This window comes from Novosphingobium panipatense (assembly GCF_900182875.1).
GTDB lineage: Bacteria > Pseudomonadota > Alphaproteobacteria > Sphingomonadales > Sphingomonadaceae > Novosphingobium > Novosphingobium panipatense.
The window spans coordinates 281,638-294,556 of the sequence record NZ_FXUI01000005.1 but is presented as its reverse complement, the minus strand read 5'-3'; the positions used below and the strand labels follow the sequence as shown (position 1 = coordinate 294,556).

Genomic DNA, 12,919 nt, shown 5'->3' with positions numbered 1-12,919 from the left:
CGTTCCAGCAGGGACGCCCCGACGCCGACCCGATGTTCTCCGGTCCTGCGCGGTCCTCCTTCCGGCGTTACCCCGCACTCGCCAGCGGGCGATGAGCTGCGCCCTCCTCCCTCCCTGGGACGGGCGGCGTTACGGTATGACCGGAATGCGTGTGGGCGTCGGCGTGGGCCGCGGGACCGGCACTATGCGCGGCTGCGGCGGTCGTCCCGGCGGATAGGGGCCCGCGCCCTGCCCCGGACGCAATCCCGCATCCTCGCTTCCCCGACCGGTCGCGCGGTCCAGCAGTTCGCTGCCGGCAGCGGGCGGTGGGCCTTGGGGACCGTAGTCCGGCGGCACCGGCCCGTCAGGCCCGAACTCGTCGCCGAAGGGGGCCTGATCGGGGCCGCCGCCGTCTGGACGGACCAGATTGCCGTTCTCGTCGGTGTAGTAGTAATCCTCGGGACTGCCCTGCATCGCCTCGTCATCCGGCTCCAGCTGCCACTCGGGAAGCTTGAGCTGGGTGTCGAACTGTTCGACGGGGCGCTTGGCGACCGCGACCTTCATGAAATCCGCGAAGGCGCGCGCCGGGGCATGACCGCCCGAGAGGCCGCCGACCCGCTTGGCGTCGTCGCGGCCCATCCACACCCCGGTGGTCACCCCGCTGGAGAAGCCCAGGAACCAGCCGTCCTTGTTGGAGCTGGTGGTGCCGGTCTTGCCCGCGACCGGGCGGCCGATCTGCGCGGCGCGGCCGGTGCCGGTGGCGACGGCCGTCTGCAGCAGGTCAGTGATGCCGGCAGCGACGTAGTGCGGCACGAGCACCTGCCCGCGCACGGACTTGTGTTCATAAAGCAGCTCTCCGGCGGTGGTGGTCACCTTCACGATGCCATAGGGCTCGACCGACGTGCCGCCGGCCGAAACGGCGGCGAAAGCGCGGGTCATGTCGATCACACGCACTTCCGACGTGCCCAGCACCATGGCGGGTTTGGTGTTGATAGCGGTCGTGATGCCGAAGCGGCGCGCCATGCTGGCCACGGTGCCGAAGCCCACTTCGTTGCCCAGCTGCGCCGCAACCGTGTTCTTGGAATAAGCGAAGGCGGTGCGCACGTCGATCGCGCCTGCAAAGTTGCGGCCGTCGTTCTGCGGGCTCCAGCCCTGGATCGTCACCGGCTCGTCAACGACGCGATCCTCTGGCGTGTACCCGGCTTCCAGCGCGGCGAGGTAGACGAACAGCTTCCACGCGGATCCGGGCTGGCGCAGCGCGCTGGTGGCGCGGTTGTAGTTCGAGTTCACGTAATCGGTGCCGCCCACCATCGCCAGGACCGCGCCGTCGCGGTCAAGGCTGACGAGCGCGCCCTGCGCGCCGCCGGGCACGTTGCGGGCAACGGCCTTGGTCGCCGCGTCCTGCATGGCAGGGTCCAGCGTCGTCCAGACCTCGATCGGCTCGTTGTTCTCGGGCAGCAGCAGGTCGAGCTGCGGCAGCGCCCAGTCCGTGAAGTAGCGGACCGAGTTCTGGCCCTTCTCGCGCACGATCGCGACATCGGAGAAGTCGATCGATTCGGCCTCGCCGCTGCTGATCACGCCTTCGCGGGCCATCAGCTTGAGCACGACACGGCCACGCCCCTTGGCGGCGTCGATGTCCGCCGTGGGCGAATAGTTGGAAGGCGCCTTCACGAGACCCGCGATGATGGCGGACTCCGCCGTCGAAAGTTCAGTCGCGGGGTGGCCGAAGAACTTGCGGCTCGCGGCGTCGATGCCGTAGGCGCCGCCGCCGAAATAGACCTTGTTGAGGTACAGTTCGAGGATCTGGTCCTTGGTGAACTTGCGCTCCAGCGCCAGGGCCAGCACCATCTCGCGCGCCTTGCGGGTCCACGACCGCGTGTTGGTGAGGAAGATGTTGCGCGCCAGCTGCTGCGTCAGCGTGGAGGTTGCCTTGGCGCGGCTATCCGTTGAGAAGGACACGTAGACGGCGCGGGCCAGGCCGACGGGGTCGATGCCCGGATGGCTGCGGAAGCGCCGATCCTCGACCGAGACGATCGCATCGCGCATGATGACGGGAATTTCGTCGTAAGGCAGCCACTTGCCGTAGCTTGGCCCCAGCGAGACGAGTTCACGTCCGTCGCGCGCGCGGACCACGATCATCTGGCCGTTCTGGCTGCTCTTCAGCGCGCCGTAGTCCGGCAACTCGCGCATCGTGAAGAATACGGCCGTTGCCAGGAAGATGGCGCCCAACAGCGCCAGCGAGCCGCCCCAGACGATGACGCCGCGTACCACGCGGCGCCAGAGGGGCTTGCTGGGGGTCTTGGACGATGAGCCGCGGGGCGCGCGGCTGCGGCCGGAATTGTTGGCCATTGGTAGAATGCAAACCCCAATGAGGACGGAAGTGTCGGGTTGCTCCTACACTTTGCACGCCGATTTGTAACCCGGAGTGAATACCCCCGGGTTCGCGGCGATCACTCCTTCGGCTGGAAGTCGAGCGAGGCGCTGTTGATGCAGTAGCGCAGGCCGGTCGGCCCCGGACCGTCGGGGAAGACATGGCCCAGGTGTCCTTCGCACCTCGCGCAGGTCACTTCGGTGCGGATCATGCCGTGCGAGGTGTCGCGGTGCTCCTCGACCGCCGCATCCGCCACCGGCGCGGTGTAGCTGGGCCAGCCGCAGCCGGAGCTGTACTTGGCGTCGGATTCGAAGAGCGCCGCGCCGCATCCGGCGCAGGTGTAGAGGCCTTCCTGCTTGTTCTTGTCGTACTTGCCGGTGAACGCCCGCTCCGTTCCCGCCTGGCGCAGGACGTGGTACTGTTCGGGCGAAAGGCGTTCGCGCCACTCGGCATCCGTGAGATGGATCTTGTCGGTCATCGGGGAAACTCTCCTTCGAGGTCCCAATATGGGAAGACAGGAGCGTCCATACCAGATCGCCCGCCCCGGATCGATCGCCCGATCGGTCGACGCTATGGTGTTGAACCGCCTTTTCTGCGATGGCGCCTGCCTTATGTCCCAGACCACTCCTACCGCGCCCAGCGTCGTCGACCTTGCCGAAGCGCTGATGGCCTGTCCCAGCGTCACCCCCGCGACGGGCCCGGTGTTCGATTGCCTGGAAGGCCAGCTCGCACCTCTCGGCTTCGAGGTGACGCGCTTCCTTGCGGGCGAAGCGCCGGACGGGCCGGTGGAGAACCTTTTCGCCATCCGCCGTGGTCCGGCGGGCTCGCGCCACTTCGCCTTCGCCGGTCACCTCGACGTGGTACCGCCGGGCGAAGGGTGGACCAGCGCCCCCTTCCAGCCCGAACGCCGCGGCGTGGGCGAGAACGCGCTGCTTTACGGTCGCGGCGCGGTCGACATGAAAGGCTCGATCGCCGCCATGGTCGCCGCCGTGGCGCAAATCCCGGCCGAAGCGGGCACCGTCAGCTTCGTCATCACCGGCGACGAGGAAGGACCGGCCCTTCACGGCACCCTCGCGCTGATCGACCTGATGAAGCAGAAGGGCGACATCCCCGACCTCTGCCTCGTCGGGGAGCCGACCTCGGTGAATCGGCTGGGCGACATGATGAAGGTCGGCCGCCGCGGCTCGGTCAACATCTGGCTGGAGGTCGACGGCGTGCAGGGTCACGTTGCTTACCCCCACCTCGCGGACAACCCGATCACGCGACTTGTGGCGATGCTTGCCGAACTCGACGCGCTCGTCCTCGACGAGGGAACCGACTGGTTCCAGGCCAGCAACCTGGAAGTCACCGACGTTTCCTGCGGCAATCCCGCCACCAACGTCATTCCCGCCAGGGCCAGCGCCCGGATCTCGATCCGCTTCAACGATCTGCACACGGGGGACAGCCTTTCCCGGCGCGTGACGGACATCGCGCAGAAGCATGGCGGCAGCGCCCGTCCCATCGTTTCGGGCGAAGCCTTCCTCACCCCGCCTGGCGCGTTCTCGGCCATGCTGGCGGAGGCGATCCGCGCAGAGACGGGCGTGGACCCGGAATTGTCGACCAGCGGCGGCACGTCGGATGCCCGCTTCCTCAAGGACTTGTCGCCGGTCATCGAGTTCGGCCTGTGCAACGCCACGATGCACAAGCGCGACGAAGCCGTGGCGATCGCCGATCTGGACGCTCTTGCGCGCATCTACCGCCGCGTGACGCTGGCTGCGCTTGCCGGCGGCTGAGATCGGACCGGCAGAAAACGGCAGTTCATCGCGGCCCGGTGCGGATCGGGCCGGCAAAACCGCGTCCGGCGTCGTTGACCCCTTGCGTCACGATGTTAGGTTCCGCGGCAATTTCATTACGAGGTGTGAATGGGCAGGCGGCTGACGCTCTTTATCATGGTGGGTATGGTGCTCGGCATCGTTGTGGGCTGGGCCTTCCATGCGCTCCTGCCCGAAGGCGACCCGCGCATCGCTCAGTGGGCGGATTACTTCAAGCTGCTGCCGGACGTCTTCCTGAAGCTCATCAAGATGATCCTCGCACCGCTCGTCTTTGCGACGATCGTGACGGGCATCGCCGGAATGGGAGACAGCACCGCGCTGGGGCGCATCGGCGGCAAGGCGCTCGCCTGGTTCATCACCGCCAGCCTGATCTCGCTCGGGCTCGGTCTCATCCTCGTGAACCTGTTCAAGCCGGGCATCGGAGTCGGCCTGGAGACGGCGACCGACATCGGTGACCTGCACACGGCCGAACTGACGCTCCGCCACTTCATCCTCGAGATCTTCCCGGCCAGCCCGTTCGAGGCAATGGCCGAGAACCACATCCTGCAGATCCTCGTCTTCTCGCTCTTCGTCGGCGTGGGCCTGACTGCCATCGGCGAGAAGGGCGCGCCTATCGTTCAGGGGGCCGAAGCCCTGGCCCAGCTGATGCTGCAAATCACCGGCTACGTCATGCGCTTTGCGCCCTTCGCGGTCTTCGGCGCCCTGGCCGGCGTGATCGCGACACGGGGTCTGGGGATCATCGTCACTTACGGCGTGCTGGTCGGCGAGTTCTACTTCGCGATGACCCTGCTGTGGGTGCTGCTGTTCTGCATCGGCGGGCTGTTCCTGGGCAAGCGCATCGTCACCCTGTTCCGCTACATCCGCGAACCGCTGCTCCTCAGCTTCTCGACCGCCTCCTCCGAGGCGAGCCTGCCCAAGCTGTTCGAGCAGCTTGACCGGTTCGGCGTCCCGCGTCGCATCTCGGGCTTCATCCTGCCGCTTGGCTACAGCTTCAATCTCGACGGCTCGATGATCTACATGAGCTTCGCGGCGATCTTCATCGCGCAGGCCTATGGCATCGACGTGCCGGTGATGACGCAGATCCTGATGCTGCTCACCCTGATGGTGAGTTCCAAGGGCATTGCCGGGGTTCCCCGCGCGAGCCTCGTGGTGATCGCCGCCACCCTCACTCAGTTCGGGCTGCCGGTCGAAGGCATCGCCCTCCTGCTGGGCGTCGACACTTTCCTCGACATGGGCCGCTCGGCCACCAACGTGGTGGGCAACGCGGTGGCAACCGCCGTCATTACCCGCAGCGAAGGCATGCTCCAGCCGCTGATGGATCCCGACGCGGACGTGCCCCACGCGCCCGCACACACGGTCGCCGCCGGCCGCCGGGGCCTCAATATCGATCCCGAGCAGTACGAACGCTGAGACCGCCCCGGATCTGGTCCGGGGCGTGAGCGGCGCCTTACTTCTCCAGCTTCACCGGCACGAACGGGCCCATGCCGCAGCCCCCCATGCGCTGCCACGAGCCGCCGAACTGCTGCAGCGGGTAGATGATGTCCTGACGGCACAGCTGCGTCAGTGAGGTCTCGTAGGTGAAGGTGTCGGCCGCCTTCAGCCCGTTGCAGGTGTTCGGCAGCGTCACCCGCCAGACCCGGCTCCCGATCCCGCTGATGAAGTCAATCGTGCGGTCATCGCGGATCCGCGTGTTGCTGAACTGGTGAAGGGGAAGGCAGTCCTCGGCCGGTCCGAGGGCCTGCGCGGCCGGGCTAGGAGGAGGCGTGTCCCGGGGGCCCTCCGGCGTACAGGCGGCAAGGGCGGCGGCGCTTAGCGCCAGCATCACGGCGGCAGGCTGCTTCATGGTTCTCTCCTCTCGCTGCGCGAACGATCCGGCAGGCCGATTGGCTCCCGGAACGCCCGCCTTGTCAAGGAGACGAAGACCTCAGGCTGCAGCCTTCTTCGCGCCCTTGCTCAGGACCTTGTCCCGGAAGCCGCAGAGGTCCACCACCGGACAGCGCCAGCATTCCGGCGTCCGGGCCTTGCAGATGTAGCGCCCGTGCAGGATCAGCCAGTGATGGGCGCCCACCCGGAACGGCTGCGGCACCTTCTTCTCGAGCTGCTTCTCGACGGCGAGCGGCGTCTTGCCCTTCGCCAGCCCGGTCCGGTTTCCGACGCGGAAGATATGCGTATCGACCGCGAAGGTTTCCGCCCCGAAGGCGCAGTTCATCACGACATTTGCCGTCTTGCGACCGACACCGGGAAGCTCGACCATGGCGTCCCTGTCAGCCGGAACCTCTCCGCCGTACCGGTCGACCAGTATCTGCGAGAGCGCGATGACGTTCTTCGCCTTGGTGTTGAACAGGCCGATCGTCTTGATGTGCTCCTTCAGCCCCTCCTCCCCAAGGGCGACCATCTCGGCCGGCGTGCGCACTTCGCGGAACAGCGCACGCGTCGCCTTGTTCACGCCCACGTCCGTTGCCTGCGCCGACAGCGTCACCGCGACCAGCAACTGGTAGGTGTTGCCGAATTCGAGCTCCGTTTCGGGCGCCGGGTTGGCTTCGGCTAGACGGCGAAAGAACTCGAAGATCTGGTCCTTTTTCAACGCCCCGCTCCTAGAGGCCAAGGACCTCGGGCATGGTGTAGCGGCCGGGCTGCTTCCCCATGAGCCACTGCGCGGCCCGGACGGCGCCCTTGGCGAAGATGCCCCGGTTCTCCGCCAGGTGCGAGAACGAGAGCCGCTCGTTGTCAGCCAGGAAATGAACGGTGTGATCGCCCGCCACCGAGCCGCCCCGCAGTGCCGCGAACCCGATCGTGCCCGCCTCCCGGCGGCCGGTGATGCCGTCCCGCCCGCGAACCGCATGATCCGCCAGCGAAACCTCGCGCCCCTTCGCGGCCGCCTCGCCCAGCAGGAGTGCGGTGCCCGAAGGCGCGTCCACCTTCATGCGGTGATGCGTCTCCACGATCTCGATGTCCCAGTCGTCGCCAAGCCGCGCGGCCGCCTCGCGCACCAGATGCGCCAGCAGGGTGACGCCGAGCGAGGTGTTGCCGGTCTGCAGCACCGGGATCGCCTGAGCCGCGGCATCGATCAGCCAGTGGTGGCGCTCTTCAAGACCGGTGGTGCCGATGACGATAGGCAGGCCCGCCGCCATCGCGGCATCGAGGTTGCCCTCCAGCGCGGCGGGACTGGAAAAGTCGATCAGCACGTCGGCCGCCTGCGTGATGGAGGAGACGTCCTCCCCCTTGTCGACGCCGCCCGCGAACTGCTCGCCCGCCTCGCCGATGGCCGCGGCGATCGCCTGCCCCATGCGCCCCTGACTGCCGATGATTCCAATCCGTGCCACGTTCACTTCTCCGTCGGCACCTCACGCTACCCTTGTTTCAGCAGCGCTCGTGCCCCAATCTTACCCCCGCGAATGGCGCACAATGGCCCTTGAAACAAGTTCGGGCTGAGGAGAAAGGCTAAGTCTTGGCTGCAATCCGCAACATCGTCATCCTCACCGGAGCCGGCGTTTCCGCCGAAAGCGGTATCGACACCTTCCGTGACGCCGGCGGCCTGTGGGAACAGCACCGGGTGGAAGACGTCGCCACGCCTGAAGCCTTCGTGCGCGATCCAGATCTCGTGTTTCGCTTCTACGACATGCGACGCGCGGCCATCCAGACCAAGGAGCCCAATGCCGCGCACGTCGCGCTGGCGAGGCTCGACCGCGAATGGCCGGGCGAGTTGCTCATCGTCACGCAGAACGTGGACGATCTTCACGAGCGCGCCGGGGCGAAGCGGGTGCTGCACATGCATGGCGAACATCTCAACGCCTGGTGCCTCGCCTGCGACGTGCGGTCGCGCTGGACCGGATCGCTGATCGACCGCCCGCCCTGCCCCCGCTGCGGAGAAAGGGCGCTGCGCCCTGACGTGGTGTGGTTCGGCGAGATGCCCTACCGGATGGACGAGATCTTCGCCGCGCTGCGCGAGGCCGACCTGTTCGTCTCGATCGGCACCTCGGGCGCGGTCTATCCCGCAGCCGGCTTTGTTCGCAACGCAAGGGAACTCGGCGCGCGGACGCTGGAACTCAACCTGGAACCCAGCCAGGGCACCGCATGGTTCGACGCCGCTCGCCATGGCCCCGCCACCCGGCTGGTGCCGGAGTGGGTCGAGGAGGTTCTCGCCGCCCCGCGCGGCTGATGCTGCCAGCGCGCCTATCGGAGCTTGCAACCCTTGCAGGCGGGATCCTTGGCGATCTTGAGGCTGCGCATCGACGGCGCCATGCCGTCAATCAGGTGCAATGTACCGAACTGCGGCACGCCCAGCGCGGCATGGCCTTCCAGCAGCACGCGCATGGCGTGCATGGCTGCGAAAGTGCCGACCATGCCCACCATGGCGCCCAGCACTCCATCGGCCGCGCAGGTGTCGCAATCGGCAGCATCGAAGGCGTCGCCCACGAAGCAGCGATAGCAGGGCTGGTCCGCCAGATGCCCGGCGAAGTTGGCGACCTGCCCCTGGAAGCGGCCGATTGCCGCCGTCGTCAGAGGGACGTGCGTCGCTACGCAGGCATCGGACACGGCAAGCCGCGTCGCGAAGTTGTCACAGCCGTCGATTACGAGATCGGCAGCGCCGACAAGGTCCGCCGCGTTGACCGTATCCACTCTTGCCCGGACGGCCTCGACCTTGAGTTCCGCATCGAAGCGTCTCACCCAGTCGGCCGCCGCTTCCGCCTTGGATCGCCCGAGGTCTGAGGTGGCGAAGATGGTCTGGCGCTGGAGATTGCTGGCCTCGATCACGTCGTCGTCCACCAGGGTAAGCCGGCCGACACCGGCTGCGGCGAGGTACTGCAGCGCAGGGCTCCCGATCCCCCCGCAGCCGACGAGCACAACGTGGGCACGGCTCAAGGCGACCTGGCCGGCGCCGCCCACTTCGGGAAGGACGATGTGTCGCGCGAAGCGGTCAAGGCGGGCGGCAGTCAGGGTCATCGTGAACTCTCATCCTGTGAAGGCGCTTCCGGGAGGCGCTCGCGAACAAAGCCGTGCATCCCGAACCACCATTGGGTTGCGATCACCCCGCCCTTGGCGGGCTGCAGCATGCCCAGCATCATGACGATGGCCAGCGGCACGGCGATGGCAAGCATGGCGACAGGCCCCAACTCGTAATCGACAGCCAGCGCGATAATCAGAGGCGCCATGAAATGCCCGGTGACGATCATCGCGATATAGGCAGGGAAGTCGTCCGCCCGTTGCGGGAGAAGATCCAGTGCGCAGGCGGAGCATTGCGTCTGCGGCTTCAGCCACTTGCGGAACAGCCGCCCCTCACCACAGCGGGGGCAGCGACCGCGGATGCCGCGAAGCGCGGCCTGTGAAAAGGAGGCGGGGTTCATCGTCCCGCGGTTACAGGAAGGACAAGGCCCGGTGAAGCCGCAAACCATCGCCGCCATGCGCCCCCTGCGCCACGACATGAGGTCCGCTCAGGCGAGAAGACAGACAGGGGCCGAGCGCATGCCCGACCCCTGTTGATAATGTCGTGGAAAGCCTGCCGATCAACCGGCAGAACGGGGGAAAACGCGATCAGCTCTCCAGCTGGCGCAGGAGCGAACGGACGTCCCCGTCCATATCCGCATCGCGCGTACGCAGTTCCTCGATGAGGCGGACGGCGTGGATGACGGTGGAGTGATCCCGGCCGCCGAACTTGCGGCCGATCTCGGGGTAGGAACGCGGCGTCAGCACCTTGGCGAGATACATCGCGACCTGTCGGGGACGAACCACGGCGCGAGCGCGCCGCTTCGAACTCATCTCCGTACGATCGATACGGTAGAACTGGCAGACGGTGCGCTGGATCTCGTCGATCGTGATACGGCGGCGGTTCGCGGACAGGATGTCGGTCAGCTGCTCTTCGGCGAGCTGGAGCGACACGGCCTGACCGGTCAGCTGCGCATAGGCGATCAGCTTGTTGAGGCCGCCGACCAGTTCGCGAACATTGCGGTTGATCGTACGTGCCAGGAATTCGATCACATCGGCCGGCACCTCGATGGAGGCGAAGCGCTGCAGGCGGTTCTCAAGAATCGAACGGCGCAGTTCGATGTCAGCCGGCTGGATGTCGGCGACGAGGCCCATCGACAGGCGCGAGAGCAGGCGCGGCTCGACGCCGTCGAGTGCCTGGGGCGCACGGTCGGCGGCGAACACCAGTCGCTTGCCTTCCTGCAAGAGGGCGTCGATCGTGTAGAGCAGCTCTTCCTGCGCAGAAGCCTTGCCGATGATGAACTGGATGTCGTCGACCAGAAGGAGGTCGAAGCCGCGCAGTCGCGCCTTGAACTCGATCATCTGGTTTTGGCGAAGGGCCTGCACGAACTCGACCATGAAACGCTCGGCCGAGCAGTAGAAGATCCGCGCATGCGGATGAGCGGCGAGATAGGCATGGCCGATCGCGTGAAGAAGGTGCGTCTTGCCCTGCCCGGTGGCCGCCTTGAGGTACAACGGCGAGAACTGCGGCGTCTCCGTCGCGGCCATGCGCTGCGCTGCGTTGCACGCCAGCACGTTCGAGGCGCCGGTCACGAAGCTCGAGAAGGTCTGCGAGGCGTCAATGCCGGCCGGGCCCTGCCCCAGCGAGGCGAACGATTCGCCGGCAAGCGCCACCGAAAGCGGATCCGCCACGCCCGCGGCCGAATCGTTGGCCGGGGCGCTCGCGGGGCGACCGCCGCTGCCAAGGCGCAGTTCGGGAAGCTGACGGCGACCCGGGTGGACGAGGATGCGCACGTGCCGCACGTCGGGACGCGCGATCTTCCAGGCGAGCGAGAGGCGATCCGCAAACCGGTCGTTCACCCAGTTCGCGGAGAACTCCGTCGGCAGGTAGAGGTCCAGCGTACCGGTTTCCTTGCACCAGTTGCCCGGCTGAATCGGCTTGATCCACTGGCTATGCGCCTGCTGGCCAAGATCCTTGCGGAGACCCTGACTGATGTCAGCCCAGTCCGCCGCCAGGTTTACGGCTTCCTGATCCTCTTCCATCGCCACTCGCACTGCCTTCGACTTCCTGTTCAAGTTCATACCTTCGGCCATGGGACTCACGGATGGGTGTCCTGCAGACGTGTTCGACATCGTTTTTGAACCCCCTAGTTCGCGTGATCCCCACCTGCTGCGACAAGCCGGGCGCCATTTTCACAGAGTAAAACTCTCCCAACCGCGAACACCTGCCCGCGGCCGTAGTTCTACTCTGAATCGCTGTTTGCCCGGCCAGTTCCGCAACGGCCGGGAACCCTTTTAGGAACCGCTTTGCACTGCAGGCAAGACGGCCCTCCTCAAATAAAAAAAATTATGAAGGTTGACTTGGCAGGAGTGGCGAAAAACCGTCGCCAAAGCGTAATAAGCCATATTTTCAAATGCTTACGCGATGCAGCAGTCCGAATCACAAGCTTTTCGGCGGTTTAACGCAGAGCACATTGCGCTGCAGCAAAAACGAGAACGGAGCCGAGGTCGCAGGACCCCGGCTCCGTTCTCGTTACGTCCTGAGACAGGTGTCTAGCAACCTGCCTCCAGATGCGAATCGCCTCTCGATCAGAGAGCGGCGACGCGCTTCGTCAGACGCGACAGCTTGCGCGAAGCTGTGTTCTTGTGAAGCACGCCACGAGCCACGCCACGAGCCAGTTCCGGCTGTGCTTCCTTCAGGGCAGCGGCAGCGGCAGTCTTGTCACCACCGGCCAGTGCGCTTTCAACCTTCTTGATGAAGGTGCGGATGCGGCTGACGCGGTTGGTATTGATCTCGGCGCGGCGCTCGTTGCGACGGATGCGCTTGCGGGCTTGCGGCGTATTGGCCATCGAATTTCCTCTGTCTGGGCGGCCAACACGTGACTGGGCGGCCCCATTGCCTAACGAATCTGCTGGCGAGCGGACTCGCCGGAAAGCGCGCCCCTTACAGTTGAAGCACGATTGCGTCAAGCCGAGGGGGCCTGCGCAAACGGCTCATTTCTGGCACTTGCGGCACCAGAATGTGCTCCGCCCACCCTGCACGAACCGCAGGACAGGCGCTCCGCAGGAACAGGCATCGCCTTCGCGACCGTAGACCCGCCACGAAGCCGCGAAGTACCCCAGTTCCCCGTTTGGCTGGGCGTAGTCCTTGATGGTCGAGCCGCCTGCCGCAATCGATTCGGCAAGTACCTCCTTTATCGCCGGCACGAGCCGCTCGAGCGCCGGCCGGCTCACGCGGCCGCCCGGTTTGTCGGGACGGATGCCGGAGCGGAACAGCGCCTCGCAGACGTAGATGTTGCCGAGGCCCGCCACGATGGCCTGATCCAGCAGAAGCTGCTTCACCGGTGCGGTCCGCCCCGCAAAGGCGCTGCGCAGGTGCGCGGCGGTTAGTGCGTCCCCAAGCGGCTCCGGCCCCAGCGCCGCGAAAGGCCCCCACGCATCAAGCCCCGGGGTGGAGACGAGATCGACAGAACCGAACCTGCGGGCATCGTTGAGGGCCAGAACATGACCGGAGCCTGTCTCCAGCACGAGATGGTCATGCCTGTCGGGCGCTTCGGGTTCGATCCTCCAGCGCCCGGACATTCCGAGATGAAAGACCATGGTCTGCTCACGATCGGTGTGGATGAGGCCGTACTTGGCCCGGCGCCCGAGCGTGGTGACGCGAGCCCCGGTCAACGACTGGACGAGGTCGGACGGGAATGGCCGCCGCAAGTCCAGCCGGTTGAGCGAGACACGGGCGATACGCTCTCCCTCCAGGAAGCGGGCGAGACCGCGCACGGTCGTTTCGACTTCGGGTAATTCTGGCATGAGGGCCTCAGATAGGTACGGGCGCGCT

13 protein-coding genes are annotated in these 12,919 nt (G+C 66.3%); 3 read left to right on the top strand and 10 right to left on the bottom strand.

What is annotated here, in order from left to right; translation table 11 throughout:
* Positions 1-129: 129 nt before the first annotated feature.
* Together QOL62_RS10915 and msrB are read right to left on the bottom strand one after the other, a co-directional pair.
* Entirely contained in the window at positions 130-2,328 is a 2,199-nt protein-coding gene (locus tag QOL62_RS10915) for a PBP1A family penicillin-binding protein (protein ID WP_283406240.1), read from the bottom strand.
* A gap of 101 nt (positions 2,329-2,429) precedes the next feature.
* On the bottom strand, positions 2,430-2,828 hold the full coding sequence (gene msrB / locus QOL62_RS10910) for a peptide-methionine (R)-S-oxide reductase MsrB (protein WP_283406239.1): 399 nt from the start codon (positions 2,826-2,828) through the stop codon (positions 2,430-2,432).
* Between the two features lie 133 nt (positions 2,829-2,961).
* On the opposite strand from msrB, the gene dapE reads away from it, so the two are divergent.
* Together dapE and QOL62_RS10900 are read left to right on the top strand one after the other, a co-directional pair.
* Positions 2,962-4,122, top strand: a complete 1,161-nt coding sequence (gene dapE, locus QOL62_RS10905) for a succinyl-diaminopimelate desuccinylase (RefSeq protein WP_283406238.1) — start codon at positions 2,962-2,964, stop codon at positions 4,120-4,122.
* Positions 4,123-4,251: 129 nt separating this feature from the next.
* A complete protein-coding gene (locus QOL62_RS10900) occupies positions 4,252-5,571 on the top strand; it encodes a dicarboxylate/amino acid:cation symporter (protein ID WP_103728186.1) in 1,320 nt (439 codons plus the stop codon).
* Positions 5,572-5,608: 37 nt separating this feature from the next.
* Here QOL62_RS10900 and QOL62_RS10895 read toward each other — a convergent pair whose 3' ends face one another.
* From QOL62_RS10895 to dapB, 3 genes are all read right to left on the bottom strand, one after another.
* Positions 5,609-6,004 carry a hypothetical protein gene (locus QOL62_RS10895; RefSeq protein ID WP_283406237.1) on the bottom strand — a complete coding sequence of 132 codons (396 nt, stop codon included), beginning with the start codon at positions 6,002-6,004 and terminating at the stop codon, positions 5,609-5,611.
* A gap of 81 nt (positions 6,005-6,085) precedes the next feature.
* Positions 6,086-6,745: an endonuclease III gene (gene nth / locus QOL62_RS10890; protein WP_103728184.1), complete on the bottom strand. Its 660-nt coding sequence runs from the start codon at positions 6,743-6,745 to the stop codon at positions 6,086-6,088.
* A 10-nt stretch (positions 6,746-6,755) separates the two neighbouring features.
* Entirely contained in the window at positions 6,756-7,484 is a 729-nt protein-coding gene (dapB, locus tag QOL62_RS10885; protein WP_283406236.1) for a 4-hydroxy-tetrahydrodipicolinate reductase, read from the bottom strand.
* Positions 7,485-7,609: 125 nt separating this feature from the next.
* On the opposite strand from dapB, the gene QOL62_RS10880 reads away from it, so the two are divergent.
* Positions 7,610-8,320, top strand: a complete 711-nt coding sequence (locus tag QOL62_RS10880) for an NAD-dependent deacylase (RefSeq protein WP_103728183.1) — start codon at positions 7,610-7,612, stop codon at positions 8,318-8,320.
* A gap of 14 nt (positions 8,321-8,334) precedes the next feature.
* Here the strand turns inward: QOL62_RS10880 and QOL62_RS10875 are convergent, their stop codons facing one another.
* From QOL62_RS10875 to mutM, 5 genes are all read right to left on the bottom strand, one after another.
* Positions 8,335-9,105, bottom strand: coding sequence for a HesA/MoeB/ThiF family protein (locus QOL62_RS10875; RefSeq protein WP_283406235.1), 771 nt, complete (start codon positions 9,103-9,105; stop codon positions 8,335-8,337).
* Entirely contained in the window at positions 9,102-9,506 is a 405-nt protein-coding gene (locus QOL62_RS10870) for a DUF983 domain-containing protein (protein WP_103728596.1), read from the bottom strand. Before QOL62_RS10870 ends, QOL62_RS10875 begins: the two co-directional genes overlap by 4 nt.
* Before the next feature lie 187 nt (positions 9,507-9,693).
* Positions 9,694-11,166 carry a chromosomal replication initiator protein DnaA gene (gene dnaA / locus QOL62_RS10865; protein WP_369825691.1) on the bottom strand — a complete coding sequence of 491 codons (1,473 nt, stop codon included), beginning with the start codon at positions 11,164-11,166 and terminating at the stop codon, positions 9,694-9,696.
* 507 nt (positions 11,167-11,673) lie between these two features.
* Complete coding sequence (gene rpsT / locus QOL62_RS10860) at positions 11,674-11,934, bottom strand: 30S ribosomal protein S20 (RefSeq protein ID WP_103728182.1); 261 nt, start codon at positions 11,932-11,934, stop codon at positions 11,674-11,676.
* Between the two features lie 144 nt (positions 11,935-12,078).
* On the bottom strand, positions 12,079-12,891 hold the full coding sequence (mutM, locus tag QOL62_RS10855) for a bifunctional DNA-formamidopyrimidine glycosylase/DNA-(apurinic or apyrimidinic site) lyase (protein WP_283406234.1): 813 nt from the start codon (positions 12,889-12,891) through the stop codon (positions 12,079-12,081).
* Between the last annotated feature and the right edge of the window lie 28 nt (positions 12,892-12,919).

Coding starts and splice junctions, on each gene's coding strand:
- QOL62_RS10875 (WP_283406235.1), bottom strand. CDS start 9,105: ATGACCCTGACTGCCGCCCGCCTTGACCGCTTCGCGCGACACATCGTC.
- mutM (WP_283406234.1), bottom strand. CDS start 12,891: ATGCCAGAATTACCCGAAGTCGAAACGACCGTGCGCGGTCTCGCCCGC.
- rpsT (WP_103728182.1), bottom strand. CDS start 11,934: ATGGCCAATACGCCGCAAGCCCGCAAGCGCATCCGTCGCAACGAGCGC.
- QOL62_RS10915 (WP_283406240.1), bottom strand. CDS start 2,328: ATGGCCAACAATTCCGGCCGCAGCCGCGCGCCCCGCGGCTCATCGTCC.
- QOL62_RS10900 (WP_103728186.1), top strand. CDS start 4,252: ATGGGCAGGCGGCTGACGCTCTTTATCATGGTGGGTATGGTGCTCGGC.
- dapE (WP_283406238.1), top strand. CDS start 2,962: ATGTCCCAGACCACTCCTACCGCGCCCAGCGTCGTCGACCTTGCCGAA.
- QOL62_RS10870 (WP_103728596.1), bottom strand. CDS start 9,506: ATGAACCCCGCCTCCTTTTCACAGGCCGCGCTTCGCGGCATCCGCGGT.
- dnaA (WP_369825691.1), bottom strand. CDS start 11,166: ATGAACTTGAACAGGAAGTCGAAGGCAGTGCGAGTGGCGATGGAAGAG.
- QOL62_RS10895 (WP_283406237.1), bottom strand. CDS start 6,004: ATGAAGCAGCCTGCCGCCGTGATGCTGGCGCTAAGCGCCGCCGCCCTT.
- msrB (WP_283406239.1), bottom strand. CDS start 2,828: ATGACCGACAAGATCCATCTCACGGATGCCGAGTGGCGCGAACGCCTT.